Raw genomic sequence first — 24126 nt, forward strand, 5'->3', positions numbered from 1 at the left:
TTCCACGGCCGCTCCGCCGTTGACGCATGTGCCGCGCACCAAGCGCGGCGTGATTTCCTACGCCGCCCGCGACATCGTACGCACGGCCGCCAACGGGTACTTGCCCACCGCGGTCTCGCCGGACAGCATCAGCGCGTCGGCGCCGTCGAGCACCGCGTTGGCGACGTCAGAGGCCTCGGCGCGCGTGGGTCGCGAGTTCTCGATCATGGAGTCGAGCATCTGAGTCGCCACGATGACGGGTTTGGCGTTCTCTCTTGCGATCTGGATGGCCCGCTTCTGCACCAGCGGAACCTCTTCCAGGGGGAGCTCGACGCCCAGGTCGCCACGGGCCACCATGATGGCGTCGAAGGCCAGCACGATGGCCTCGAGATTGTCGACGGCTTCGGGCTTTTCGAGCTTGGCGATCACCGGCACCCGGCGCCCGATCCGATCCATCACCTCATGGACCAGCTCGACATCCGACGGCGAGCGCACGAAAGACAGCGCGACGAGGTCGACGCCGAGGTTCAGCGCGAAGGTGAGATCCTCGATGTCCTTCTCCGACAGGGCGGGGGCGGACACGTTCATGCCGGGGAGCGACATGCCCTTGTTGTTGCTCACCGGGCCGCCTTCGACGACGGTGCAGACCACGTCGTCGCCGTCGATGTCCTCGACCACCAGCCCGACCTTGCCGTCGTCGATCAGAATCCGGTCACCGACGACGGCGTCCTTGGCCAATTTCTTGTAGGCGGTCGACACCCGGTCGTGGCTGCCTTCGCAGTCGGCGACGGTGATCCGGACTGTTTCACCGTCGGCCCAGTAGGTCGGCCCGGTGGCGAAGCGCCCGAGCCGGATCTTGGGGCCCTGCAAGTCGGCCAGCACGCCGACCGCGCGGCCGGTCGCGTCCGAGGCGGCCCGTACCCGGTCGTAGGCGGCTTTGTGGTCGGCGTAGTCGCCGTGGCTGAAGTTCATTCGGGCGACGTCCATTCCGGCCTCGACCAGCGCCAGGATCAACTCGTCCGATTCGGTTGCAGGACCAAGGGTGCAGACGATCTTTCCGCGTCTACTCACGGCGACCCAGCATAGTCGTGCTCTTTGTTATCGGGATGACCCGACGGTGGCGCCACTGTTACCCGCTGAGAATCGTCGGGATCAGTGGAAATCCAGGCAGGTTGCGGGTCACCGTCCACACCGCCGCCGCGACGACGACGGTCACCACCGCGGGCACCGAGAGCCAGGGCCGCCCCTGACGCCGGCGCAGCACGATCCATCCGGCCAGCGCCGGGATACCGATCAGCAGGAAAAGGTTGTCGTTGACGGTGGCGACGAGGTCGCCGTGCAGCAGGTCGTGCGTCATCCGCAGCCCGCCGCAGAAGGGGCAATTCCAGCCGGTGAGCCACTTGAACGGGCACTGCGGATACAACGAGTGTGTGTTGTGCGGGTCGACGAAGCCCACGTAGCCGAGTGCGCCGGCAAGCAGCGCGCCACCCCCGGCGGCGGCATACATGCGATGACGGCGGCTCAGGGTCGGGGAAGCGGGATTAGGTTCCATCGCGCAGCGGGCGACCCTGCGGGTCGGGGACCTTGTCGGTCAATATCAAAATCGCGTCGATGATGCTCCAAATCAGCCCGACCCCGCAGGTGAGCCAGCCCACCAGCAGCTGGGCGACGCCCACGCCGACGTCACCGATGTAGAAGCGGCCGATCCCGCCGACGCCGACCAAACTGAGCAGCTGCAGGAGGCCCGCGGTGGTCTTCGACTTGTCCGAGAACGGTTGTCCGGTTACCGGATGGCGGCCGAAGGGCGCGGTCGGGTCGTAGTACGGGCCGGGCGCGGGATATTGCGGATTGGGCGGTGGATATCCCGGCGCGGGCGGAGGCGGCGGTTGCGCCGCCGGGTCGGACCCAGCGTCGTGCCACGGCTGATCAGTCACGTCCTCAGCATGCCCCACTGGTGCGCCAACGTCGACTCGTTGGGCGGAAATCCACACATCTCGCGCAACGACTCGACGTTGGACGAGGATTGACCTCAACGGCCCCTTCGGTTGCGAAGCCGAAAGCGCAGGCGCCGCCGAGTGGAGCCGGACTCGGCTTCCGCCGCAACATCGGCGTCTGCCGGTTCCTCCGCCGCGGGTTCCTCCGCGTCTTCTCGGTCCTCTGCTTGCGGCTCCTCAGATTCCGACTCTGCCTGCGGCTCTTCGGATTTGGGGTCTTCGTCGGCCTCGGTGTCGTCGGCTTCGGGCTCCTCGGCTTCGGGCTCTTCGGCTTCGGGCTCTTCGGCTTCGGGCTCTTCGGCTTCAGGCTCCTCGGCTTCGGCTGCCGCGGCCTCGGTCACGACCGCTTCCGCCTCCGCGTCGTCGGGCTCCGCAGTTTCCGCTTCCGCCTCCGCAACGGCTGCCTCGGCCTCCGCGACTTCAGGTTCGGTGCTTTCGGATTCGTCGGTTACGGCCTCCGGCGCTTCGGCATCCGCGGATTCCGGCTCAGCCTCAGCCTCGACCTCCCCGGCTTCAGGCTCTTCGGTCTCGGCCTTTGCGACTTCAGCCTCAGGCTCTTCGTCTTCAGCCTCTTGGTCCTCAGCCTCCTCGCCTTCAGCCTCTTGGTCCTCAGCCTCCTCGGCCTCCGCCTCGGGTTCTTCGACCTCAGCTTCCTCGGCTTCAGCTTCCTCGCCCTCAGTAGCAACCGGAGTCTTTACCGTTTCCGAGTCCGCGACTTCAGGTTCGACGGCCTCAGCCTCGGCCTCCGCCTCAGGTTCTTCGTCCTCAGCTTCCTCGGCTTCAGGTTCCTCGGCTTCAGCTTCCTCGGCTTCAGCTTCCTCGGCTTCAGCTTCCTCGTCCCCGGCCTCGTCGCCTTCGGCAGCGGCCTGAGTCTGTACCGTTTCCGGCTCGGCGGCTTCAGGTTCGACACTCTCCTCTTCGGCGGCTTCGGAATCGGAGGCTTTCTCGAGATCAGTCGTTTCCGCATCCGCGGCCGCACCGGTAACCGCCCCGGACGCCGACGCGACAGCGGCGAGCTCATCCGCGGGCTCGGCTTCGGCTTCGGGCAACTCCTCGTCGACGTACTCGGTGCCGCGCAGGCTCTCGGGATCCTCGCGGCCCTTCGGCGCCAGAACGAGGTAAACCACCGCCCCGATGAACACGAACGTCGATGTGAACGAATTGATTCGGATCCCCGCGATGTGGGTGGCCGTGTCGTCGCGCAGCAGCTCGACACAGAATCGCCCGACGCAGTAGCCCGCCACGTAGACCGCAAACAACCGCCCGTGGCCCAAGCTGAATCGGCGGTCCAGATAGATCAATGCGACGAATACCAGTACGTTCCAAATCAATTCGTACAGAAACGTCGGCTGTACGACCAGCGCCAGCTGGCCGGTCGACACACCGTCGAGCGAATGCGGATCGATGTATCCCGCGGGATCGCGACGGTAGAAGATCTCCAGACCCCACGGCAGAGTGGTTTCCCGCCCGTAGAGCTCCTGGTTGAAGTAATTCCCGAGCCGACCAATGGCCTGCGCCAAGATGATTCCGGGAGCAACGGCGTCGGCGAAGGCCGGCAGTGGAATTCCGCGGCGCCGGCATGCGATCCACGCGCCGACGGCGCCGAGGGCCACCGCGCCCCAGATGCCCAAGCCCCCATCCCAGATTCGCAGGGCCGCAGCGGGCCCGGCTCCGCCCGGCCCGAAATAAGTCCGCCAATCGGTGGCCAGGTGATAGAGCCTGCCGCCGATCAATCCGAAAGGCACCGCCCACAGGGCGATGTCGTAGATCACCCCGCGCTGGCCACCACGAGCCACCCAACGCCGATCGCCGATCACCAGCGCAACCACGATGCCGGCGATGATGAACAGCGCGTAGGCGCGAATTGGCAACGGGCCCAAGTGCCAGACGCCCTGCGACGGGCTCGGGAAATAGGTGGGCAACATCGTCATGACGCGGACTCCCCCTGTCGCACACCCTCGGCGAGTTCCTCGGTCAGGACGCGCAGCCTCGGCAATCCGTCGCCCAGCGCCGACACCAACGCGGAACCGACAATCACACCGTCGGCGTAACTTCCGATCTGCGCGGCCTGCTCGCGCGATCGCACCCCCAGGCCCACGCCGACGGGTATGTCCGACACCGCCCGAACCCTGCTCACCAATTCGGGCGCGGCCTGCGACACCGCGTCGCGGGCCCCGGTCACGCCCATTGTCGATGCCGCGTAAACGAATCCGCGCGAGGCCTCGATCGTGGTCACCAACCGCTGCGGCGTCGACGAGGGCGCCACCAGGAAGATGCGATCCAACCGATGCTCTTCGGACGCCGCGATCCACTGCTGGGCCTCGTCGGGAATGAGGTCGGGGGTGATCAGCCCGTGCCCACCCGCCGACGTCAGGTCCCGCGCGAACGCATCAATCCCGTAGCGCAGCACCGGGTTCCAGTAGGTCATCACCACGGCGCGTCCACCGGCCGAGGCAATCGCCTCAACCGCGGCGAGCGTATCGCGCACCCGCACTCCCCCGTGCAATGCGGCCTCGGTGGCCCTGGCGATGGTGGGACCGTCCATCCCGGGATCCGAATACGGCACCCCCACTTCGACGAGATCACAACCGGATTCGACGAGCGCGGTCATCGCCTTCAGGGAAGTCGGCACATCCGGGTACCCGGTGGGCAGGTACCCGATCAGCGCCGCCCGGTTATCCTTTCGGCAAGACTCAAACAGCGGCCCAAGCCTGCTTGCTTCGCTTTGTTCCACGGTCATTGCGCGCCCGCATCGCCCAGCAGGCCGAACCACTTGGCAGCCACCTCGACGTCCTTGTCGCCGCGACCCGACAGGTTCACCACAATGATCGCGCCCCGTCCCAGCTCCTTGCCCAGCTTGAGGGCGCCCGCGACCGCATGCGCGGATTCGATGGCCGGGATGATGCCCTCGGTATGGCACAGCAGCCGAAAGGCGTCCATCGCTTCGGAATCGGTGATGGGCCGGTATTCGGCGCGTCCGGTTTCCCTGAGCCACGCGTGTTCGGGACCCACCCCCGGATAATCCAGACCCGCTGAGATCGAATGGGATTCGATGGTCTGGCCGTCCTCGTCTTGCAGCAGGTAGGAAAACGATCCCTGAAACGCGCCCGGCGACCCGCCGGTGAATGTCGCTGCGTGCCTGCCGGTCTCGACGCCGTCGCCCGCCGCCTCATACCCGACGAGGCGCACACCGGGGTCATCGAGAAACGCGTGGAAGATGCCGATAGCGTTCGATCCGCCACCCACGCAGGCCACGACCGCGTCGGGCAACCGGCCGGCCTGAGCCTGGATCTGCGCGCGCGTCTCCAGCCCGATGACTCGCTGAAAATCACGAACCATGGTCGGGAAGGGATGCGGCCCTGCCGCGGTGCCGAAGCAGTAGTACGTGTTCTCGGCGTTGGTAACCCAGTCACGGAACGCCTCGTTGATGGCGTCCTTGAGGGTTTGGGAACCGGTCTCGACCGAGACCACCTCGGCCCCCAGCATTCGCATCCGCGCGACGTTGAGCGCCTGACGCGCCGTATCGATGGCGCCCATGTAGACCACGCAATCGAGGCCGAGCAAGGCGCACGCGGTGGCGGTGGCCACGCCGTGCTGACCGGCGCCGGTCTCGGCGATCACCCGGGTCTTGCCCATTCGCTTGGCCAGCAGGGCTTGACCGAGCACGTTGTTGATCTTGTGAGAACCGGTGTGGTTCAGGTCTTCTCGCTTGAGGAAGACACGCGCCGAACCTGCGTGCTCGCTGAACCGAGTGGCCTCATACAGGGGTGACGGCCGCCCGGCGTAGTTCGCCTGCAGCTCGTCGAGGGTGTCCAGGAAGTCCGGGTTGACGCGTTCCTTTTCGTAGGCGGCGGTGACCTCTTCGATCACCGCCATCAGCGCCTCGGCAACATACCGGCCGCCGTACACGCCGAAATGACCACCCGAATCGGGGTCGTGGCGGGTGGGTTCTGCGATGGCCGCGCTCGGAAGCGGAAGCTCCGGGCGGGTTAGATCTGCCATCACCAATACTCAACGCGGGGGCGGCTCATCGGGTTCAACGTTTCGTGCTCGTCAACGCCTAGCGAGCCGGTTTCGGACAGGACGGATGGGTTCCCGCGGTGACCAAGTCGGCGACCGCGGCGCGCGGGTCGCCGCTTTTGACCAGACCCTCACCGACCAAGACGGCGTCGGCGCCCGCACCGGCATACGCCAAAAGATCTCCGGTACCACGCACGCCCGACTCGGCGATCCTGATCACGTTGCTGGGTAACCCCGGAGCGATCCGTGCGAAGCAATCCCGGTCCACTTCCAGCGTCGCGAGATCGCGCGCGTTGACACCGATCACGTTGGCGCCGGCCTTCAATGCCCGGTCGGCTTCTTGTTCGGTGTGCACTTCGACAAGCGCTGTCATGCCAAGCGATTCGGTGCGGTCCAACATCGACACCAACGCGGACTGATCCAACGCGGCGACGATGAGCAACAACATGTCGGCGCCGTGCGCTCGCGCCTCATGGATCTGATATGGCTGCACCACAAAGTCTTTGCGCAATATCGGGATCGAGACCGCGGCCCGTACGGCGTCGAGGTCGTCGAGGGAGCCGTTGAAACGACGTTCCTCGGTCAGCACGCTGATGATGCGGGCGCCGCCATCTTCGTAGGCACGGGCCAGTTTTGCCGGATCGGCAATGGTCGCCAGTGAACCCGCCGACGGACTGGCCCGCTTGACCTCGGCGATGACGCCGATGCCGGGCTCGCGCAGCGCGGCCATCACATCGAGCGGTGGTGGCGCGGCCGCGGCGGCCGCTTTGATTTCGGACAGGCTGATAAGCGCTTCGCGCGCGGCAACGTCGGCCCGGACTCCTTCGAGGATGGAGTCAAGCACGGTTGCCGGACTCATACCTGTCGTTTCCCTTCCCACGGTCACGCACGGTCTACAGCCGATTTCGACGACGTCAATGAAGGGTAGCGACCGTCGGCTTGCGCTCCGTCACCGACCCTCGGTGTCGGACTCGCGGGGCCGATCGGTCGGGTCGCGGCCCTCGTCGAGCGCGTCCCAGAGCATCCGCTCCGACATCTCCGGCGTCTCCGGCTCCTCCAGCATCGCCGAGTCAGCGTCTCCGCGTAGCGCATTTGAGCGACGTGTCGCCGGCGAGGCATATTTTGTTGCGCCCAGTCGGTCCGAACCCAAGACCGAAGCCGAGCGCATCAGCAGAACCGCGGCGACCAGAGTGCACACCGCGGCCAGCAGCGCGATTCCCGCGCCCCAGTAGCGCCGTTCGCTGCCCACCAGCGACATCAGCGACACGTGCGCCAGATCGGCTCCGCGCACCGCCACATCCGGGATCACCCACAGGCTCACGCCCAGATACGCGACGGCAAGGCTCGCGGCCGCCAGCAGCCCCGCCAGCACCCGTAGCGGCCAGCCGCGCACCGCCAGCGCCGCGACGGCCGTCGCCAGCATGAGCAGCGCCAACGGCAGCAGTGCCGTGGACCACGACGCGCCGGGCAGGCTCACCTCCTTCGGCTGGCCCAGCCCGTCGAACGACCGGATCACCACCCACGGCAGCCGCGACGCCACCCACAGCGCCACGGCGGCGATGACCAGCAGCAACTGGGCTACCCGGATCGTCAGCCGGGCCCGCCGGGCATCAGCCATTGCGGCCCACGTCCGGCGCGGTCAGCGTCTCGGCGGCGGCGATCGCATTGAGCACCGCGCGCGCCTTGTTGGTCGCCTCGGTGAATTCGTAGGGCCCGTTGGAGTCGGCCACTACCCCACCGCCCGCCTGGACATACGCCGTGCCGTCGCGCATCAACGCGGTGCGGATGGCGATCGCGAAGTCGGCATTGCCGGCGAAGTCGAGGTAGCCGACCACGCCGCCGTAGAGGCCGCGGCGCGTCTTCTCCACCTCTTCGATCAGCTCCATGGCCCGCACCTTCGGCGCGCCCGACAGCGTGCCGGCCGGGAAGCAGGCCGTCACCGCGTCCAGGGCGGTGTGGTCGTCGGCCAGCATCCCGGTCACGGTCGACACCAGGTGCATGACGTGGCTATAGCGTTCGATGTGGCTGTAATCCTCGACCCGAACGGTCCCCGGCGTGCAGACCCGGCCGAGGTCGTTGCGGCCGAGGTCGACCAGCATCAGATGCTCGGCGCGTTCTTTGTCGTCGGCCAGCAGTTCCTTTTCCAGCAGCTGGTCCTCTTCGTCGTTCTGGCCGCGCCACCGGGTCCCGGCGATCGGGTGCGTTGTCGCCCGGCCCTCGGTGACAGTGACCAGCGCCTCCGGACTGGACCCGACGATCGAAAAGTCAGTCGTCCCTTCGCTATTCGGCACGTGCAGCAGATACATGTACGGGCTGGGGTTGGTTGCGCGCAGCATGCGGTAGACATCGATCGGATCGACATCGGTGTCCATCTCGAAGCGCTGCGAGGGCACCACCTGAAACGCTTCGCCGGCCGCGATCTGCTCGACCAGGTAGTCGACGATTTTGCCGTATTCCTCGACGGTGCGCTGGGCCCGGTGGCGCGGCTCCGGCCGGCTGAAGGTGGCGACCGTCGAGGGCAACGGCTGGCCCAGCGCCGCGGTCATCACATCCAGGCGCGCGACAGCGTCGTCGTAGGCCTCGTCGACGCGCTCGTCGGTGCCGTTCCAGTTCACCGCGTTGGCGATCAGCGTGATGGTGCCCTCGTGGTGGTCGACCGCCGCCAGGTCGGTGGCCAGCAACAGGAGCATGTCCGGGAGTTTGAGGTCGTCGACGGCCAGCTCGGGCAGCCGTTCCAGGCGCCGCACCAGGTCATAGGCGAAAAAGCCGACCATGCCGCCCGACAGCGGCGGCAGCCCCGGCTTGATTTCGTGGGGGGAGGCCGTGGCCAGCAGCTCGAGCGTGGCCTGCAGGGCGTCCAGCGGGTCGCCCCCGGTGGGTGCGTCCTGCGGGACCGTGCCCAGCCACACGGCCTCGCCGTCGGCCACGGTCAGTGCCGATGGCGATCCGGCGCCGATGAACGACCACCTCGACCAGGACCGACCGTTCTCGGCGGATTCCAGCAGGAAGGTGCCGGGGCGATCGGCGGCGAGTTTGCGATAGGCCGACAGCGGCGTCTCGGTGTCGGCCAGGACCTTGCGGGTCACGGGAACCACACGGTGCTCGGCCGCGAGCTGGCGAAAGTCCTCTCGGGAGATGGCGTCGGCGAGGTGGGCGTGCACTGAACCATCCTCCCAGATACGGGGTCAGCGGCTCGCGCGTAGCCTGACGCCATGAAAACTGGTGACAGCGTGGCGGACTTCGAACTTCCCGATCAGACGGGCACGCCACGCAAGCTCAGCGCGCTGCTCTCCGATGGACCCGTGGTCCTGTTCTTTTACCCCGCGGCGATGACGCCCGGCTGCACCAAGGAGGCGTGTCACTTCCGCGACCTGGCCGCGGAATTCGCCGCGGTGGGCGCGAACCGCGTCGGCATCAGCGTCGATCCCGTGCAGAAGCAGGCCAAGTTCGCCGACTCGCAGCACTTCGACTACCCGCTGCTCTCGGACACCGAGGGCACCGTCGCCAAGCAATTCGGCGTCAAGCGCGGTCTGCTGGGCAAGTTGATCCCGGTCAAGCGAACGACCTTTGTCATCGACACCGATCGCACCGTGCTCGACGTGATCTCCAGCGAATTGAGCATGGAAACCCACGCCGACAAGGCGCTGGCCACGCTGCGGGCCCGGTCGTCGGCATAGCTCGGCGAGATTGCCTGCGGCCCTTAGCTTTTACGGGATGATCGCCAGGAACACGTAAGCCGCGAGCAGCACCAAATGCACCTCGCCCTGCAGGCGGGTGGCGCGGCCGGGCACCACGGTCAACATGCTGATCACCACCGTCAGCGCCAGCAGCACCAACTGCGTGGCGCCCAGGCCGAGCACCAGCGGCCCTTTGAGCCACACGGAGGCCAGCGCGATGGCCGGGATGGTGAGCCCGATGCTGGCCATCGCCGAGCCATAGGCCAGGTTCAGGCTGATCTGGATGCGGCCCCGCCGCGCCGCGCGCACCGCCGCAAGCGTCTCGGGCAACAGCACCAGCGCGGCGATCACCACGCCGACGAACGTCTGCGGAAATCCGACCGCTGTCACCGCGCGCTCGATGATCGGCGACTCCTGTTCGGCCAGACCCACCACCGCCGCCAGGGCCACGACCAACAGGGCGAGGCTGGTCCACGACTCCCTGCTGCTCGGCGGGTCGGCGTGGCTTTCGTCCTCGAACCGCCGTTTTTGGCCCTTCTGCGCGATCGGCAGGAAAAAGTCGCGGTGCCGGACGGTCTGGGTGAACACGAACAGCAGGTACAGCAGCAATGACGCGACCGCGGCGAAGGCGAGCTGACCGGGCGAGAATTCCTTGCCCTCGTGGCTGGTGGTGAACGCCGGAATCGCCAGGCTCAGCGTCGCCAGGGTCGTGAGCGTGGCCAGCGCCGCTCCGCTGCCTTCGGCGTTGAACAGCGTCACGCCGTAGCGGCGGGAACCCAGCAGCAGTGACAGGCCGGCGATCCCGTTCGTGGTGATCATCAGCGCGGCGAACGCCGTGTCGCGGGCCAGCGTCGCCGCCTCGTTGCCGCCGGACGCCATCAGCTCGACGATGAGCGCCACCTCGATGATCGTCACGGCCGCGGCGAGCACCAGCGACCCGAACGGCTCACCGACCCGATGGGCGACCACCTCCGCGTGATGAACGGCGGCCAGCACCGCGCCGGTCAGCAGCGCCGCCTCGAGCGCGACCGTGACGGGCTCGAGTTCCCGGCCCCACATCACCGCCATCGTGCCGAGGGCGAGCAGCGGTACCACCACCGTCCACGACACGCGTCTCAACATCGCCCGCCATTGTCATCGAAGTCCGCGGCGGCCGCCTTCCCAGGCCACTCGACGGCGACGTCAGGGCTTGGTCGCCGTCACAAAGTAGCCGCGCGGCACGCCGGGCACGTCCAGCGGCACGACGGGGTGCTCCCACCGATTCCACCTGCTGCCGGGTTCGGCCACGTCGGTGACGACGGCCGTCCAGCCGCGGTCCTCGGCGAGGGCGCCCGGGGTGTCGGTGCCGAAGACCCACGGTGCGCCCAGTTGCCGCATGTACTGCAGCGTCGACTCGAGAAACGGCGCCTCCAACAGCGTCCGGCCCACGACGTCGTACAGGAGCACAGAGCCCGGGGCCGACAACGCGTCGATGCGCGCGAACAGGGTGTCGACGGCCGACGCGTCGATGTATTGCAGCAATCCCTCGACGAGCCAGGCCGTCCGCCCCGACGGGTCGAAGCCCTTCGAGCGCAAGGCTTTTGGCCAGTCGTTGGCCAGATCGACGCCGACCGCAACCCGATGGCAGCGGGGCGATTCGCGGGCCAGTCGCTCCTCCTTCATCGCGATGACGTGCGGCTGGTCCACTTCGTAGACGGTGGTGGCCGGGCGCCACGGCAGGCGATACGCGCGGGCGTCCATCCCCGCGGCGAGGATCACCACCTGCGACAGCCCATCGCGCTGCGCGGCGGCGAGCGCCTCGTCGAAGAACCGGGTGCGGATGATGATCTCGGCCGAGGCCTGGCCGGTGGCGGCGACGGCGTCGGCGAGCAACTGCCGGCCGTCGTCGCCCGCCAGCCGTTCGGCGAACGGGTCGGTGAAAAGCCGATCGTCGCGGGCGGTTTCTTCGGCGCGCATCGCCGCCGTGAGCAATCCGGTGGCCGCTACCGCGTGTTTGGTGTTGTCCATGCTCCGATCATCGGCGTGCCGGCGCCGGCCGTCTTGGATATTTGTGCCGCTCCGTCGGGACGTGGCTGGGCAACACGATGGGCTGACTTCGGTACTGCGTCGGCGTCATCGCGGTGAACGACCGGAATTCGCGCACGAAATGCGCCTGGTCGAAGTAGCCGGTGTCGGCCGCGACGCGCGCGCCGCGCTCCGCGCCCGCGTCGAGCCGGCGCAGCACCGCCTGCAGTCGACGGACCCGCGCATACGCCTTGGGCGCCAGGCCGACCTCGGCCCGAAACATCCCGATCATCCGCTTGGTCGACAGCCCCGCCAAACGCCGGACCTCCGCCATCTGACGGGAGGGATCGGTTTCGATCGCCGCCATCGCGGCGGCCACACCCGGGTGGCGGCGCACGTTGAACCGCGCGCGTTGCAGTAGAAAATCCTCGAGGACGCCGAAACCGTCGGCCGGCGACGGGGCCTCGATCAAGCGCTCGTGCAGCTCACGCCCGTCGCGCCCCCACATTTCATCGAGGCCTACGCGCGCATCCTCCAGGTCGCCCTGCGGGATGCCGAAAAACGGAAACGCGCCGCCGGGACGGAAGTGGATCGCGATAACCGGTTCGTCGGCCGCGATGTCCGTGATGTACGACGCGCGGTGCGGCCCGATGACGATCGCGGGCGGAACCGCCAGGCGGGTGCCGTCGGCGGTGTAGAAGTCCAGCCGCTGGCGCCGCCCGACGTCGAAGATGATGGTGGCCGCGCCGCGCGGCAGCGCTCGGCTTCGGTAGGTGGACCCGCGGTGTCGCCAGTGCCCGAAGAATTCGACATACTCGGCCAGGGGCGGTTTCGGTCGATACAGCGCGGGCCGGTCCACCTCGGGCAAGTCCTTCCCCGTCGATCATTCGAAACCTCAGTAGCATGCTCACATGCCGCAAAGCGATGGCTTAGCCGAGGGCGAGGTGTTCGCCGGCTACACGATCGTTCGGCGGCTGGGGGCCGGCGGCATGGGCCAGGTGTATCTGGCGCAGCACCCGCGGCTGCCCCGCCGCGACGCGTTGAAGATCCTGCCCCGCGAACTGACCGCGGACGACGAATTCCGCCAACGCTTCAACCGCGAGGCCGACCTGGCCGCGAACCTGTATCACGAGCACATCGTCGGCATCCACGATCGCGGCGAATACCAAGGCCAACTGTGGATCTCGATGGACTACGTGGAGGGGACCGACGCCGCGGAGCTGCTGCGCACCCAGCACCCGTCGGGAATGCCGAAAAGTCAAGTCCTCGAGATCATTTCGGCCGTCGCCGACGCGCTCGACTACGCCCACTCGCGCGGGCTGCTGCATCGCGACGTCAAGCCCTCCAACATCCTGCTGACCGAGGCCGCGCCCCGCCGACGGATCCTGCTGGCCGATTTCGGCATCGCCCGGGAACTCGGCGAGATCAGCGGCCTGACCGCGACCAACATGCTGGTGGGGACGACCGCCTACTGCGCGCCGGAGCAATTGCAGGGTGCGGATCTGGACGGCCGGGCCGACCAGTACGCGCTGGGCTGCACCGCCTTTAACCTGCTGACCGGCTCCGCCCCGTTTCATCATTCCAACCCCGCGGTCGTCATCACCCAGCATTTGTCCACCCCGCCGCCGCACGTCAGTGAGCGCCGGCCCGAATTGGCCGACCTCGACGGCGCCCTGGCCAAAGCGCTCGCCAAAAAACCCGACGACCGTTACGCCACGTGCTCGGATTTCGCGGCGGCGCTCGGCAGCCAGCTAAAGACCGGCGCCGAGGCGGCGGGCCGAACGGAAGTCATTGCCGCACCGACGGAAGTGATCGCGGCGCCCCGAAGCGAAGCACCCCCGGCGGCCAAACCGCGCACCCGCCGGCGAACGGCGACGTCGATAGCGGCGATCGTTGCCGTCGCGCTGGTCGGGTTGGCGATACTCGTCGGCGTCCGTCTGGTCCGCGACCACTCCCACCAGCCCACCAGCGATACGCATTCGCGTTCCGTGGCGCCGCCGCCCACCAGCACCGCCCCCGCGACCGCGGCCATCAAGCTCACCAGCCAACTCACCGACCAATCGGGTGTGCTCGGCCCGCTCGAGTCCGACGCCGTGCAGCGGGCGCTCACCAGGCTCTACGACGGTCGCGGCACCCGGCTGTGGGTGGTCTACGTCAGGAATTTCGGCGGCCTCAAGCCAATGCGGTGGGCCGAGGACACCATGCGCGCCAACGGTTTCACCGACGCCGATGCGATTCTCGCCATCGCCACCGATGAAACGGCCTTCTCGTTCCGGGTGCCCAACGCGGTGCTCGCCGGAAAGGCCATCGACGTCGAGCTCATCCGCCGCGACCGGATCTCCCCGGCCGTCTTCCGCCACGAATGGGCCCGGGCGGCGATAGCGGCCGCCAACGGATTGGACGTTGCACCCAGCTAGCCCCCAGCTAGCCCTCGGGGGCCAGCAGGACGGCGGCGTCGAAACAGCTGTGATCGCCGGTGTGGCAGGCACCGCCGACCTGGTCGACGGTCAGCAGCACGGTGTCGCCGTCGCAGTCCAGTCGCACCGAGTGGACGTGCTGGGTGTGGCCGGAGGTCGCGCCCTTGATCCACTGTTCGCCGCGCGATCGCGAAAAATACGTGGCCTCACGGGTTTCCAGGGTGCGGGCCAGCGCCTCGTCGTCCATCCAGGCGACCATCAGCACGTCGCCGCTGCCGCGCTCCTGCACGACGGCGGTGAACAGCCCCTCGGCGTTGCGCTTCAGCCGCGCCGCGATCTTCGGGTCGAGCGTCATCGCACGGCGATCCCCTCTGCGACCATGGCGGCCTTCACCTGTCCGATGGTCAGCTCGCGGAAGTGAAACACGCTGGCCGCCAACACCGCATCGGCGCCGGCCGCAACCGCGGGCGCGAAGTGTTCGACGGCACCGGCGCCGCCGCTGGCGATCACGGGCACCGTGACGGCCGCGCGCACGGCACGCAGCATGGGCAGGTCGAAGCCCGCTTTGGTGCCATCGGCATCCATCGAGTTCAGCAGGATCTCCCCCACCCCGAGTTCGGCGCCGCGGGCCGCCCATTCGATGGCGTCGATCCCGGTGCCGCGGCGACCGCCGTGCGTGGTGACCTCCCAACCCGACGGTGTCGGCGACGATCCCGCCGGGACTGTGCGTGCGTCGACCGACAACACGATGCACTGGGATCCGAACTGCCGCGCCATCTCCGCCAACAGGTCCGGGCGGGCGATGGCGGCGGTGTTGACCGAGACCTTGTCGGCCCCGGCGCGCAGCAACATGTCGACATCGGCCACCGTGCGAACTCCGCCGCCGACCGTCAGCGGGATGAACACCTGCTCGGCGGTGCGGCGCACCACCTCCAACATGGTCGCCCGTCCCGACGACGACGCGGTCACGTCCAGGAAGGTCAGCTCGTCGGCGCCTTCGGCGTCGTAGGCCGCCGCGAGCTCCACCGGGTCACCCGCGTCGCGGAGGTTGGCGAAATTGACGCCCTTGACCACCCGCCCGTCGTCGACGTCCAGGCACGGGATCACACGCACGGCCAGCCCGGTATCCGCGTACATGTCAGTAGTCCTCCGGTTCGCCTATGGTGCGCAGGATCTCGAGAATCTCGGCATGCGCGCCGGGCGCCGCGGCCAGCACCGACCGCGCCGCTGGGGTCCACGGTTCGCCGGCCAGGTTGGTGACGACCCCGCCCGCGGCGCGCACCTGCGCGACCCCCGCGGCATGATCCCAGACGTGGCCACCGAAAGTTATTGCGCCGCCGAGTATTCCGTCGGCAACGTAGACGAGGTCGATGCCGGTCGAGCCGTGCATGCGCAACCGTGACGACACCCGGCTGAGCGTCTCCAGCACCGCCAGCCGATAGCGTCCCGGGAACCGGCCGCGCGAGTCGACGCTGAACGTGCCCACGGCGACGAGCGCGTCGCCCAGGTCGGTGTGGGCCAGCGGCGGTTGCGGGACACCGTTTTTCACCAGCGGACCTCCCGCTACGGCGGTGTAGCGGTCATTGGTGAACGGGACCCAGGTCAGGCCGGCGACCGGCTCGCCGTCGTGCAGCAGGCCCAGCAGGATCGCGGCCATCGGCGATCCGGCGGCGTAGTTGAACGTGCCGTCGACCGGATCCAAGACCCACACCCACGGCGAGTCGACGGCCGTGCCGCCGAATTCCTCGCCGTGGACCCCGATTCCGGTGGCATCTTCCAGGGCGGCGACGACCTGGCGTTCGATGGCGAGGTCGACTTCGGTGGCGAAGTCGTCGCCCTTCTTGGCAACGGCGGAATCGGCGCGGTGACCCTCCAAGAACGGCGGTACCGCCGCGTCCAGGATCGCCGATGCCTTTTCGACGAGCGCGTCCACATCCACCGCGCTACTCCCGCACCGCGGCCAGCGCCTGCGGCAGCGTGAACCGCCCGGCGTAGAGGGCCTTTCCGACGATGGCGCCCTCGACCCCGCGGCCGGTGAGGGTAGCGATGGCGCGCAGGTCGTCGAGGCTGGACACGCCGCCCGAGGCGATCACCGGCGTGTCGGTGCGATCGGTGACCGCGGACAGCAGATCGATATTGGGGCCGCCCAGCGTCCCGTCCTTGGTGACATCGGTGACGACGAACCGCGAACATCCCTCGCCGTCAAGGCGTTCCAGCACATCCCACAGGTCGCCGCCGTCGGTTTCCCAGCCGCGCCCGCGCAGCCGGTGCCCGCCGTCGGTGATCTGCACGTCCAGCCCGACGGCGACCTTGTCGCCGTGCTCGGCGATCGCCCGCGCGCACCACTGTGGGTTTTCCAGCGCCGCGGTGCCCAGATTGACCCGAGCGCAGCCGGTGGCCAGCGCCGCGGCCAGCGAATCGTCGTCGCGGATACCGCCGGACAGCTCCACCTGGACGTCAAGCTTGCCGACCACCTCGGCGAGGAGTTCGCGGTTGGAGCCGCGGCCGAACGCGGCGTCCAGGTCCACCAGATGGATCCAGTCGGCGCCGTCACGCTGCCAACCCAGCGCGGCGTCCAGCGCCGAGCCGTACGCGGTTTCGCTGCCGGCCTTGCCCTGGACCAGGCGCACGGCGCGTCCCTCGACCACGTCGACGGCGGGTAACAAAATCAACGGCATCTTTACAGTCCCTCGACCCAGTTGCTCAGCACGGCCGCACCGGCATCCCCGCTCTTCTCCGGGTGGAATTGGGTGGCGGCCAACGGCCCTTCCTCGACGGCGGCCAAAAACGGCACCTGATGGGTGGCCCACGTCAGCACCGCATCCGGGGAGCCCTGCCAGGACTGCGCCGCGTAGGAGTGCACGAAGTAGAACCGCGCGCCCGCGTCCAGGCCGTCGAACAGCACGCTGCCCGGCCCGGGCTTCACCACGTTCCAGCCCATGTGCGGGATCACCGGGGCGTCCAGCCGGGTGACGGCCCCGGGCCACTGCCCGCAGCCCGTGGTCTCCACGCCGAACTCGACCCCGCGCGCGAACAGGATCTGCATGCCGACACAGACCCCCAGGACCGGGCGCCCGGCGGCGACCCGTTCGGCGATGATCCGCTCGCCCGCGATCTTGCGCAGTCCGGTCATGCACGCCTCGAACGCGCCGACGCCCGGCACCACCAGACCGTCGGCGGTCGCCGCGGCGCGCGCGTCGGCGGTCACCTCGACCGAGGCGCCGACCCGCTGCAGCGCGCGTTGGGCCGACCGCAGATTACCCGACCCATAGTCCAGTACCACGACCGATCGTGTTGTCACAGAACACCTTTGGTGGACGGCACGCCGGAGACGCGGGGGTCGGGTTCGACCGCCTCACGCAACGCGCGGGCAACCGCCTTGTACTGCGCTTCGGTGACGTGGTGCGGGTCGCGCCCGTAGAGGACTCGTACGTGCAGCGCGATACGGGCGTTGGAGGCAAGCGTCTCGAACACGTGCCGGTTGACGACGGTGTGGTAGGGCACCGAGCTGCCGGTAATCGTGGTGTGCTGCAGGTGATCCGGCTCCCCGGTGTGTACGCAGTAGGGTCGCCCCGACACGTCGACGGCGGCGTGGGCCAGCGTCTCGTCCATGGGGATGAACGCGTCGCCGAACCGGCGGATGCCCTTCTTGTCGCCGAGCGCCTGCCCGAGCGCCTGGCCCAGCGCGATCGCGGTGTCCTCGATGGTGTGGTGCGCCTCGATCTCGACGTCGCCCGTGGTGCGAATGCTCAGGTCGAAGCTGGCATGCGTGCCCAGGGACGTCAGCATGTGGTCGTAGAACGGCACACCGGTGTCGACGTGGACCTGCCCGGTGCCGTCGAGGTCGAGTTCGACGACGATGTCGGTTTCCTTGGTGCGACGTTCGATACGCGCACGGCGGGTCGCTGCGTCTGTCTGGGTCACGGCGCTCCTACAGGGCTGGGGGTGGCTGGAGCCAGTTCGGTGGTGGCGAGCTGGGCGCTGACTCGCAGGAACGCATCGTTCTCATCGGCGAGTCCCGTGGTGGCGCGCAGGTACCCGGGAATCCCGACGTCGCGGATCAGTATGCCCGCGTCCAGGTACCGCTGCCAGGTGGCCGGCGCGTCGGCGAACCGTCCGAACAGCACGAAGTTCGCGTCGCTGGGGATCACCCGAAACCCCATGGCGGTCAACGCCGTTGCCACGCGGTCGCGTTCGGCGGCGAGGGTGGCCACGCTGCCCAGCGTGTCGTCGGCGTGGCGCAGCGCGGCCCGCGCCGCGGCCTGCGTGAGTGACGACAGGTGATAGGGCAGCCGCACCAGCAGCATCGCGTCAATCAGCGCCGGCGTGGCGATCAGATAGCCGAGCCTGCCGCCGGCGAAGGCGAACGCCTTGCTCATGGTGCGGGTCACGACGAGCCGGGTCGGGTATTCCTCGACCAGCGACACCGCGCTGGGCTGCGACGAGAATTCCCCGTACGCCTCGTCGACGATCAGGATCCCCGGCACCACGTCGAGCAGCCGTCGCAGATCCGCCAGCGAAACGCTCTGTCCGGACGGGTTGTTGGGGCTGGCGATGAACACCACGTCGGGCCGCCGGTCGGTGATGGCGGCGATGGCGGCATCGACGTCGAGGCTGAAGTCGTCGGCGCGGACCGCTTCGAGCCATTCGGTGTGCGTGCCGTCGGAGATGATCGGGTGCATCGAATACGACGGCACGAAGCCGATGGCGCTGCGCCCCGGTCCGCCGAACGCCTGCAGCAGCTGTTGCAGGATCTCGTTGGAACCATTGGCGGCCCAGAGGTTTTCGGTGGCCAAGGGGACTCCGGTCTGCGCACTGAGGTAGGCGGCCAGATCCTGGCGCAGGGCCACCGCGTCGCGATCGGGGTAACGATGCAGCCCGGCGGCCGCCTCGGCAACCGAGCGCACCACGTCGTCGACGAGGGCTTGCGTGGGCGGGTGCGGGTTCTCGTTGGTGTTCAGCCGCACCGGAACCACCAATTGCGGTGCGCCATAGGGCGATTTGCCGCGCAGGTCGTCGCGCAGCGGCAGGTCGTCCAGCGTGGGCTCGGGTTCCGTCATCGCTCGAACCTCCGCCGTACCGCCTCGCCGTGCGCAGGCAGATCCTCGGCCTTCGCCAGCGTCACCACATGACCCGAGACGTCCTTGAGGGCCGCCTCGGTGTAGTCGACGATGTGGATGCCGCGCAGGAACGTCTGCACCGACAGGCCGCTGGAATGCCGCGCGCTACCCCCGGTCGGCAGCACGTGATTCGATCCCGCGCAGTAGTCGCCGAGACTCACAGGCGAGTACGGCCCGACGAAAATGGCGCCGGCCGAACGTATTTGGCTGGCGACCCGCGGCGCGTCGGCAGTCTGGATCTCCAGGTGCTCGGCGGCGTACGCGTTGACCACCTTGACCCCGGCGTCCAGGTCGTCGACCAAGATGATCCCGGACTGGCGTCCGCTCAGCGCGGCCATCACGCGCTCGCGGTGCACCGTGGTCTGCAGCTGGGCCGCCACCTCGGCGTCGGTGGCCTCGGCCAAATGCTCGCTCGGGGTGACCAGCACACTGCCGGCCATCTCGTCGTGTTCGGCCTGGCTGATCAGGTCTGCGGCCAGATGCGCCGGGTCGGCGGTGTTGTCGGCGAGGATGGCGATCTCGGTCGGCCCGGCCTCGGCGTCGATGCCCACCCGCGAGCGGCACAGCCGCTTGGCGGCGGTGACATAGATGTTGCCCGGCCCGGTGATCATGTCGACCGGCGCCAGCTCGGCGCCGTCGGTGTCAGTGCCGCCGTAGGCCAGCAGGGCCACCGCCTGCGCGCCGCCGACGGCCCAGACCTCGTCGACCCCCAGCAGGCGCGCCGCGGCCAGGATCGTCGGGTGCGGCAGCCCCTCGAACCGGCCCTGCGCGCGGGCCTGCGGCGGGCTGGCCACCACCAGCGAGTCGACACCGGCGGCCTGAGCGGGCACCACGTTCATCACCACGCTGGACGGGTACACGGCGTTGCCACCCGGCACATACAGGCCCACCCGCTCGACGGGGACCCACCGCTCGGTGACCGTGGCGCCCGGGCCGAGCGTGGTGGTGACGTCGGTGCGGCGCTGATCGGCGTGCACGGCGCGGGTCCGCTCGATCATCACCCGCAGCGCGTCGCGGACGGCGGCGTCGAGTCCGTCCACCGCTGCCCGCAGCGCGGCGTCGGGCACGCGCACGGCCGCGGGCCGTACGCCGTCGAACTTCGCCCCGAATTCCAGGGCCGCCTCGGCCCCGCGCTCGGCGACCGCCTGCACGATCGGGCGCACCTGGGCCAGCACCGTGTCCACGTCGGCGCCGCCGCGCGGCAGCGCGGCCCTTAGGTGGGCGGCCGTCAACTTCGCGCCCCGCAGGTCGATGCGGGCCAGCACGGGTTGGGGCGTGGCAGTCACAGGGCCCATTCTCCCAGAGCAGCTCAAGTGGATATCCGACCGGTAGTGTTGCCGACATGTCCGCCAAGGATCACCCCAACAATGCTCCCGGCGTCCCGATGGTGTTCCCGCCGTGGTTCGAGCGCTTCCAGATCAAGTACTTCAACCCGGCGGTCAAGCCGATCGCGCGCTTTCTGCCCGGGACCGCGACCATCAAGCACCGCGGCCGCACGTCCGGCAAGCAGTACGAGACCGTGATCACGCCCTACCGCAAGGGAAACGTGCTCGCGATCGCGCTGGCACACGGTAAGACAAACTGGGTCAAGAACGTGCTCGCCGCCGGGGAAGCGGATGTCCAGTTCAGCCGCAACCGGGCGGTGCACCTCACCAATACGCGGATCGTGCCGGCCGGCTCGGAGGGCCCCGAGGTCGAGGGCCTGCCGCGGATGGCGCGCATGCAGCTGCGCCGGGTCGGGGTTTTCGTCGGCGACATCGCCTGAGCTGAAAAGCTAGGCTCGCGTCGCCGCCGAACGAGTGTGAACCTACGGCTTTCGGTGTGACCCTAGGGTGGGATTTCCGTGATTTCTCCACCCACGATTCACGCGCAAAGCCGACGATTCACACACAATGCTCGCTACACCCTGGTGAAGATGGTTTTGCCGGTCATGGCCGGCCAGGCCGACGGCGCATCGTCCCACGCCACGACGCGGTCGACGGCCGGCAAGAGGTCGCACCCGCCGGCGAGCAGTTCGATCACCTCAGGGATGACGGTTCGCGCATTGACACGTCCGGTAACGAATTGCACGCCGCGGGTGTACATCGGGAGCAACGGCAGCTCGACGTTGTATTCGGGGTAAATCCCGGTGTCGGTGCACACGCCGTCCGCCCAGGTCGCGCGCAGGGTCGCCGCAAGCAGCGCCGAATCGCCGCTCGTGTGCACGGTGACCGGATACGGGTCCCACGACTTGTCCGGCTTCGCGCGGTCGTGGACCACCGCGCCGAGCTTCTCGGCCGCGGCCAGCCGTTGGTCGTCGGTGTCGACATAGTCGACGTGGGCTCCCAGGGCGGCGCCGAACGCCGCCGCGTACAGCCCGATCGATAGCCGCCCGACGACGAGGACCCGACGGTCGGCCGAATCAAGCCGAGCCAGTTCGGCCGCGTACGGCCCGACAGCCCGCCAGCCGTCGGGGATGTTGTCCGACAGGGACGCGATGGAAATGGGGTCGACGCCGCCGGGAACCGGGATGAGCATCGCATCGGCGTAGGGCACCAGCACCAGGTCCGACATAAAGCCGCCACCATCCAACCCGGCAATCGGGGCCATGCCGTACATCGCCATCAGCGGCATCGAGCCACACGAGCCCGTCACACCGCGGCGGCATTCCCGGCAAGTGCCGCAGTTGATCTGAAACGGCACCACCACCCGGTCGCCGACCTGAACACCGCTCACATCGTCACCCACCGCGACGACCTCGGCCAGCCCCTCATGCCCGACGGCATAGGGCGGCTGCAGCGGCAGCCGCCCATGAGCAACCGCGACATCCAGGTCGCAGCAGGCCACCAGGAGCGGCCTGACCATCGCTTGTCCCGGGGCGGTGAGTTCCGGCTCGGGCACCTCGCGCCATGCGTAGCGCCCGGCCTCTTCGAAAGTCAGCTGCTTCATTTCAGCATTCTTGAGTGATTACTCAAGTATTGTCAATAGCGTGCCGAGACCCGACCGCAGCCGCGCCGCATTGATCGGGAACGCCGCCACCCTGTTTCGCCGCCAGGGCTACGCGGCGACCGGCCTCAACCAGATCCTCGAGGAGGCCGGCGTCAAGCCCGGTTCGCTGTATCACCACTTCCCGCAGGGCAAGCAACAGTTGGCGGCGGCGGTCGTCGAGAGCGAGGGGACCAGCATCGAACAATTGCTGCGCCGGTTCCTGGCGACGGGCCGACCGGTGGCCGACATCGTCGATCGGTGGCTCGATCTGCTGGCGGCGGGGCTGGCCGGCGACCACCGCGACGGCTGCCCCATCGAGCCGATCGCCACCGAGTCGGTGAACGCGAGCCCGCTGGTGCGCGAGGCGTCGGCCCGTGCCTTCAGGGGTTGGTGCGCGGCAATCGAGGATCGGTTGCGCTCCGACGGCTGGTCCGCGGCGGACGCGAAACGGGTTGCGCTCGCGGTGATCTCACTGATCGAGGGGGCGCTGATCCTGTCCCGGATCGCCGGTGACGCTGGCGCTCTCGACGCGGCCAAGCCCGCCGCGCGCTCGCTACTCGCCAGATAGCGGGCCGTCTTCGAGAGTGCGCTTGATGGCCTGGGAAGCGTCCTCCATCGCGGCAAGCAGCCGCCCGGCCAGCTCATCGGGCAGAACGTCGCGGGTCCACACGAACCGGCAGCGACCCGGACCGATGGCCACGATTTGCATCGCCGTGTTGTCATGTTCGGGGCACACCGTGTCGCCGATCAGCGAATAGACGATCCGACGCTCACCCTCGTCGCGGGCAATCAGCCGCTCCCGCGCAACGTTTCCCTTGGCGAACGTCACCACCCGGACGTCGCCCTCGACGCTTGACGACGCCACGTAACCGTTGGCCATGCCGACCGGGCCGTCCACCCAGTCGCCGACCACTCGCCACGCTCGGTCGGCGTCGACGTCGATTTCGAATTCGGTACGTATTGATGCCATAGGCCCAGCTTCGCGACGATCGGGCGCGCGGTCTTGGACATTCTTGCGGGGTGCTGTCATACCAGGGCGCTAGCCTGGCGCCGTGCTCTCGATGGCCACCCTGGCCGCCCGGCCGCAGTTCAGTCTGCAGTCGTGGACATGCCATCCCGACTGTTCGGGCTGGTCCGCGGTCGAGCACCCGGTGGACGGGCGGCTGGTGTTGGTCAGGTCCGGCCGGTTTCAACGGCGCGCGGCGGACGGTCCGGTCGATCTCGACCCGACCGTCGGGTACCTCGCCGGGCCCGGAGAGGAAGACCAGTTCGCACATCCGCACGGCGGCGACATGTGTACCTCGGTGCGCTTGAGCGCCACGTCGTGGCGGCAGCTGGTCGGCGACCCCGGTCGCATGCATCGCTCGACCTTTTACGTCGACGCTCGATTGGAACTCGCCCACCGACGGCTCCTGGGCGCCATCGATATCGACTACCGACTTGCCGAGAATCTCCTGGCGCTCACCGTCGCGGCGCTGCGCAGGGTGACCGACCGGCGCACGCCACTGACCGATCGACCGGTTCCTGCGGACTCGCGGCTGGTGCGGCGGGCGCGCGCGGCGATCCACGACGATCATCCGGCGGCACGCGGATTGTTCCCGCTTGCCGAGCTTTTGGGCGCGTCACCCTACCGGTTGAGCCGGGCGTTTCCGCGGGAGCTGGGCGTAACACTGACCGGGTATCGCAACAGGGTTAGGGTCGGCCGGGCGCTCGAGTGGCTGCAGGCGGACACGTCGACGGTGGCCGACATCGCCGCGGGACTCGGGTTCGCCGACCAAGCGCACTTGACTCGCGTGGTACGTGCACATGTCGGCCATACACCCCAGGCGTTGCGCCGTGCGTTGCGGCGGGTGACGAATGCAGAGCCCAAGTCCACGGCCGCGTCGAGTGTGCGCTGACGGCTTTGAGTGTGCGCACACGGCGGCGAGACGCCGATAAAGGTCGCCCA

At 68.5% G+C, this 24126-nt stretch carries 26 protein-coding genes and 2 pseudogenes; 6 read left to right on the forward strand and 22 right to left on the reverse strand.

The features are described from left to right. Positions 1-76, forward strand: a pseudogene (locus tag A5744_RS25045) (hypothetical protein); the annotation flags it as partial. Here the strand turns inward: A5744_RS25045 and pyk are convergent. The 9 genes and pseudogenes from pyk to A5744_RS13795 form a co-directional block, all read right to left on the reverse strand. Further along, positions 61-1050 (reverse strand): annotated as a pseudogene (gene pyk / locus A5744_RS13755) (pyruvate kinase); the annotation flags it as partial. The pseudogenes A5744_RS25045 and pyk overlap by 16 nt on opposite strands. Before the next feature lie 58 nt (positions 1051-1108). Further along, complete coding sequence (locus A5744_RS13760; RefSeq protein WP_240563042.1) at positions 1109-1486, reverse strand: DUF2752 domain-containing protein; 378 nt, start codon at positions 1484-1486, stop codon at positions 1109-1111. A gap of 34 nt (positions 1487-1520) precedes the next feature. After that, entirely contained in the window at positions 1521-1913 is a 393-nt protein-coding gene (locus A5744_RS13765) for a TM2 domain-containing protein (protein ID WP_076061966.1), read from the reverse strand. 95 nt (positions 1914-2008) lie between these two features. Beyond that, positions 2009-3904 (reverse strand): prolipoprotein diacylglyceryl transferase, encoded by a 1896-nt coding sequence (locus A5744_RS13770; RefSeq protein ID WP_076061855.1) that lies wholly within the window; start codon positions 3902-3904, stop codon positions 2009-2011. Beyond that, positions 3901-4713: a tryptophan synthase subunit alpha gene (trpA, locus tag A5744_RS13775; RefSeq protein ID WP_076061857.1), complete on the reverse strand. Its 813-nt coding sequence runs from the start codon at positions 4711-4713 to the stop codon at positions 3901-3903. The genes A5744_RS13770 and trpA overlap by 4 nt, the downstream gene beginning before the upstream one ends. After that, positions 4710-5975 (reverse strand): tryptophan synthase subunit beta, encoded by a 1266-nt coding sequence (trpB, locus tag A5744_RS13780; protein ID WP_076061859.1) that lies wholly within the window; start codon positions 5973-5975, stop codon positions 4710-4712. The genes trpA and trpB overlap by 4 nt, the downstream gene beginning before the upstream one ends. Before the next feature lie 58 nt (positions 5976-6033). Then, on the reverse strand, positions 6034-6852 hold the full coding sequence (trpC, locus tag A5744_RS13785; RefSeq protein ID WP_076061861.1) for an indole-3-glycerol phosphate synthase TrpC: 819 nt from the start codon (positions 6850-6852) through the stop codon (positions 6034-6036). 90 nt (positions 6853-6942) lie between these two features. After that, positions 6943-7611 (reverse strand): TIGR02234 family membrane protein, encoded by a 669-nt coding sequence (locus A5744_RS13790; RefSeq protein WP_076061863.1) that lies wholly within the window; start codon positions 7609-7611, stop codon positions 6943-6945. Then, positions 7604-9154, reverse strand: a complete 1551-nt coding sequence (locus A5744_RS13795; RefSeq protein ID WP_076061865.1) for an anthranilate synthase component I — start codon at positions 9152-9154, stop codon at positions 7604-7606. The genes A5744_RS13790 and A5744_RS13795 overlap by 8 nt, the downstream gene beginning before the upstream one ends. A 51-nt stretch (positions 9155-9205) precedes the next feature. Here A5744_RS13795 and A5744_RS13800 point away from each other — a divergent pair, with 51 nt between their 5' ends. Further along, the gene (locus tag A5744_RS13800) at positions 9206-9670 is read left to right on the forward strand and encodes a peroxiredoxin (RefSeq protein ID WP_076061867.1); all 465 of its coding nucleotides are present in this window, start codon (positions 9206-9208) and stop codon (positions 9668-9670) included. Positions 9671-9700: 30 nt separating this feature from the next. Here the strand turns inward: A5744_RS13800 and A5744_RS13805 are convergent, their stop codons facing one another. Genes A5744_RS13805 through A5744_RS13815 form a run of 3 tightly spaced genes read right to left on the reverse strand, consistent with a single transcriptional unit; the run spans position 9701 to position 12533 of the window. Further along, complete coding sequence (locus A5744_RS13805) at positions 9701-10792, reverse strand: calcium:proton antiporter (RefSeq protein WP_076061869.1); 1092 nt, start codon at positions 10790-10792, stop codon at positions 9701-9703. A gap of 60 nt (positions 10793-10852) precedes the next feature. After that, positions 10853-11677 (reverse strand): SAM-dependent methyltransferase, encoded by an 825-nt coding sequence (locus tag A5744_RS13810; protein WP_076061871.1) that lies wholly within the window; start codon positions 11675-11677, stop codon positions 10853-10855. Positions 11678-11684: 7 nt separating this feature from the next. Then, a complete protein-coding gene (locus A5744_RS13815) occupies positions 11685-12533 on the reverse strand; it encodes an AraC family transcriptional regulator (RefSeq protein WP_076061873.1) in 849 nt (282 codons plus the stop codon). A gap of 52 nt (positions 12534-12585) precedes the next feature. Here A5744_RS13815 and A5744_RS13820 point away from each other — a divergent pair, with 52 nt between their 5' ends. After that, the gene (locus tag A5744_RS13820; RefSeq protein ID WP_076061875.1) at positions 12586-14091 is read left to right on the forward strand and encodes a serine/threonine-protein kinase; all 1506 of its coding nucleotides are present in this window, start codon (positions 12586-12588) and stop codon (positions 14089-14091) included. 7 nt (positions 14092-14098) lie between these two features. On the opposite strand, the gene hisI is transcribed toward A5744_RS13820, so the two are convergent. The 8 genes from hisI to hisD are packed head-to-tail and all read right to left on the reverse strand — an operon-like array spanning position 14099 to position 20476. Then, positions 14099-14446, reverse strand: coding sequence for a phosphoribosyl-AMP cyclohydrolase (gene hisI / locus A5744_RS13825; RefSeq protein ID WP_076061877.1), 348 nt, complete (start codon positions 14444-14446; stop codon positions 14099-14101). Then, positions 14443-15228 (reverse strand): imidazole glycerol phosphate synthase subunit HisF, encoded by a 786-nt coding sequence (gene hisF / locus A5744_RS13830; RefSeq protein WP_076061879.1) that lies wholly within the window; start codon positions 15226-15228, stop codon positions 14443-14445. The genes hisI and hisF overlap by 4 nt, the downstream gene beginning before the upstream one ends. A gap of 1 nt (position 15229) precedes the next feature. Continuing rightward, complete coding sequence (locus A5744_RS13835) at positions 15230-16030, reverse strand: inositol monophosphatase (RefSeq protein WP_076061881.1); 801 nt, start codon at positions 16028-16030, stop codon at positions 15230-15232. Between the two features lie 4 nt (positions 16031-16034). Next, complete coding sequence (gene priA, locus A5744_RS13840; RefSeq protein ID WP_076061882.1) at positions 16035-16769, reverse strand: bifunctional 1-(5-phosphoribosyl)-5-((5-phosphoribosylamino)methylideneamino)imidazole-4-carboxamide isomerase/phosphoribosylanthranilate isomerase PriA; 735 nt, start codon at positions 16767-16769, stop codon at positions 16035-16037. 2 nt (positions 16770-16771) lie between these two features. Further along, positions 16772-17392, reverse strand: coding sequence for an imidazole glycerol phosphate synthase subunit HisH (gene hisH / locus A5744_RS13845; RefSeq protein WP_076061884.1), 621 nt, complete (start codon positions 17390-17392; stop codon positions 16772-16774). Continuing rightward, positions 17389-18015 (reverse strand): imidazoleglycerol-phosphate dehydratase HisB, encoded by a 627-nt coding sequence (gene hisB, locus A5744_RS13850; protein WP_076061886.1) that lies wholly within the window; start codon positions 18013-18015, stop codon positions 17389-17391. The genes hisH and hisB overlap by 4 nt, the downstream gene beginning before the upstream one ends. Beyond that, positions 18012-19151: a histidinol-phosphate transaminase gene (locus tag A5744_RS13855; RefSeq protein ID WP_076061888.1), complete on the reverse strand. Its 1140-nt coding sequence runs from the start codon at positions 19149-19151 to the stop codon at positions 18012-18014. Before A5744_RS13855 ends, hisB begins: the two co-directional genes overlap by 4 nt. Further along, complete coding sequence (gene hisD / locus A5744_RS13860) at positions 19148-20476, reverse strand: histidinol dehydrogenase (protein WP_139331347.1); 1329 nt, start codon at positions 20474-20476, stop codon at positions 19148-19150. The genes A5744_RS13855 and hisD overlap by 4 nt, the downstream gene beginning before the upstream one ends. A 77-nt stretch (positions 20477-20553) precedes the next feature. Here hisD and A5744_RS13865 point away from each other — a divergent pair, with 77 nt between their 5' ends. Then, the gene (locus A5744_RS13865; protein ID WP_076061892.1) at positions 20554-20976 is read left to right on the forward strand and encodes a nitroreductase family deazaflavin-dependent oxidoreductase; all 423 of its coding nucleotides are present in this window, start codon (positions 20554-20556) and stop codon (positions 20974-20976) included. 134 nt (positions 20977-21110) lie between these two features. Here the strand turns inward: A5744_RS13865 and A5744_RS13870 are convergent, their stop codons facing one another. Continuing rightward, the gene (locus tag A5744_RS13870; RefSeq protein ID WP_076061894.1) at positions 21111-22139 is read right to left on the reverse strand and encodes an alcohol dehydrogenase catalytic domain-containing protein; all 1029 of its coding nucleotides are present in this window, start codon (positions 22137-22139) and stop codon (positions 21111-21113) included. A 40-nt stretch (positions 22140-22179) separates the two neighbouring features. Between A5744_RS13870 and A5744_RS13875 the strand changes: the two genes are divergently transcribed. Further along, entirely contained in the window at positions 22180-22746 is a 567-nt protein-coding gene (locus tag A5744_RS13875) for a TetR/AcrR family transcriptional regulator (protein ID WP_076061896.1), read from the forward strand. Here A5744_RS13875 and A5744_RS13880 read toward each other — a convergent pair. Further along, positions 22732-23148 (reverse strand): SRPBCC family protein, encoded by a 417-nt coding sequence (locus A5744_RS13880; protein WP_076061898.1) that lies wholly within the window; start codon positions 23146-23148, stop codon positions 22732-22734. The genes A5744_RS13875 and A5744_RS13880 overlap by 15 nt on opposite strands. A 91-nt stretch (positions 23149-23239) precedes the next feature. Between A5744_RS13880 and A5744_RS13885 the strand changes: the two genes are divergently transcribed. Continuing rightward, complete coding sequence (locus A5744_RS13885; RefSeq protein ID WP_076061968.1) at positions 23240-24076, forward strand: AraC family transcriptional regulator; 837 nt, start codon at positions 23240-23242, stop codon at positions 24074-24076. Positions 24077-24126 lie beyond the last annotated feature (50 nt).

Source organism: Mycobacterium sp. IS-1264, from assembly GCF_001954195.1.
In the GTDB taxonomy this organism is placed as follows: Bacteria; Actinomycetota; Actinomycetes; order Mycobacteriales; family Mycobacteriaceae; genus Mycobacterium.

What these genes read in the sequence shown, in the direction of transcription:
- A5744_RS13760 (WP_240563042.1), bottom strand. Translation starts at nt 1,486, where the DNA reads ATGTATGCCGCCGCCGGGGGTGGCGCGCTGCTTGCCGGCGCACTCGGC.
- A5744_RS13770 (WP_076061855.1), bottom strand. Translation starts at nt 3,904, where the DNA reads ATGACGATGTTGCCCACCTATTTCCCGAGCCCGTCGCAGGGCGTCTGG.
- trpA (WP_076061857.1), bottom strand. Translation starts at nt 4,713, where the DNA reads ATGACCGTGGAACAAAGCGAAGCAAGCAGGCTTGGGCCGCTGTTTGAG.
- trpB (WP_076061859.1), bottom strand. Translation starts at nt 5,975, where the DNA reads ATGGCAGATCTAACCCGCCCGGAGCTTCCGCTTCCGAGCGCGGCCATC.
- trpC (WP_076061861.1), bottom strand. Translation starts at nt 6,852, where the DNA reads ATGAGTCCGGCAACCGTGCTTGACTCCATCCTCGAAGGAGTCCGGGCC.
- A5744_RS13790 (WP_076061863.1), bottom strand. Translation starts at nt 7,611, where the DNA reads ATGGCTGATGCCCGGCGGGCCCGGCTGACGATCCGGGTAGCCCAGTTG.
- A5744_RS13800 (WP_076061867.1), top strand. Translation starts at nt 9,206, where the DNA reads ATGAAAACTGGTGACAGCGTGGCGGACTTCGAACTTCCCGATCAGACG.
- A5744_RS13805 (WP_076061869.1), bottom strand. Translation starts at nt 10,792, where the DNA reads ATGTTGAGACGCGTGTCGTGGACGGTGGTGGTACCGCTGCTCGCCCTC.
- A5744_RS13810 (WP_076061871.1), bottom strand. Translation starts at nt 11,677, where the DNA reads ATGGACAACACCAAACACGCGGTAGCGGCCACCGGATTGCTCACGGCG.
- A5744_RS13820 (WP_076061875.1), top strand. Translation starts at nt 12,586, where the DNA reads ATGCCGCAAAGCGATGGCTTAGCCGAGGGCGAGGTGTTCGCCGGCTAC.
- hisI (WP_076061877.1), bottom strand. Translation starts at nt 14,446, where the DNA reads ATGACGCTCGACCCGAAGATCGCGGCGCGGCTGAAGCGCAACGCCGAG.
- hisF (WP_076061879.1), bottom strand. Translation starts at nt 15,228, where the DNA reads ATGTACGCGGATACCGGGCTGGCCGTGCGTGTGATCCCGTGCCTGGAC.
- priA (WP_076061882.1), bottom strand. Translation starts at nt 16,769, where the DNA reads ATGCCGTTGATTTTGTTACCCGCCGTCGACGTGGTCGAGGGACGCGCC.
- A5744_RS13855 (WP_076061888.1), bottom strand. Translation starts at nt 19,151, where the DNA reads ATGACGGAACCCGAGCCCACGCTGGACGACCTGCCGCTGCGCGACGAC.
- A5744_RS13865 (WP_076061892.1), top strand. Translation starts at nt 20,554, where the DNA reads ATGTCCGCCAAGGATCACCCCAACAATGCTCCCGGCGTCCCGATGGTG.
- A5744_RS13870 (WP_076061894.1), bottom strand. Translation starts at nt 22,139, where the DNA reads ATGAAGCAGCTGACTTTCGAAGAGGCCGGGCGCTACGCATGGCGCGAG.
- A5744_RS13880 (WP_076061898.1), bottom strand. Translation starts at nt 23,148, where the DNA reads ATGGCATCAATACGTACCGAATTCGAAATCGACGTCGACGCCGACCGA.
- A5744_RS13885 (WP_076061968.1), top strand. Translation starts at nt 23,240, where the DNA reads ATGGCCACCCTGGCCGCCCGGCCGCAGTTCAGTCTGCAGTCGTGGACA.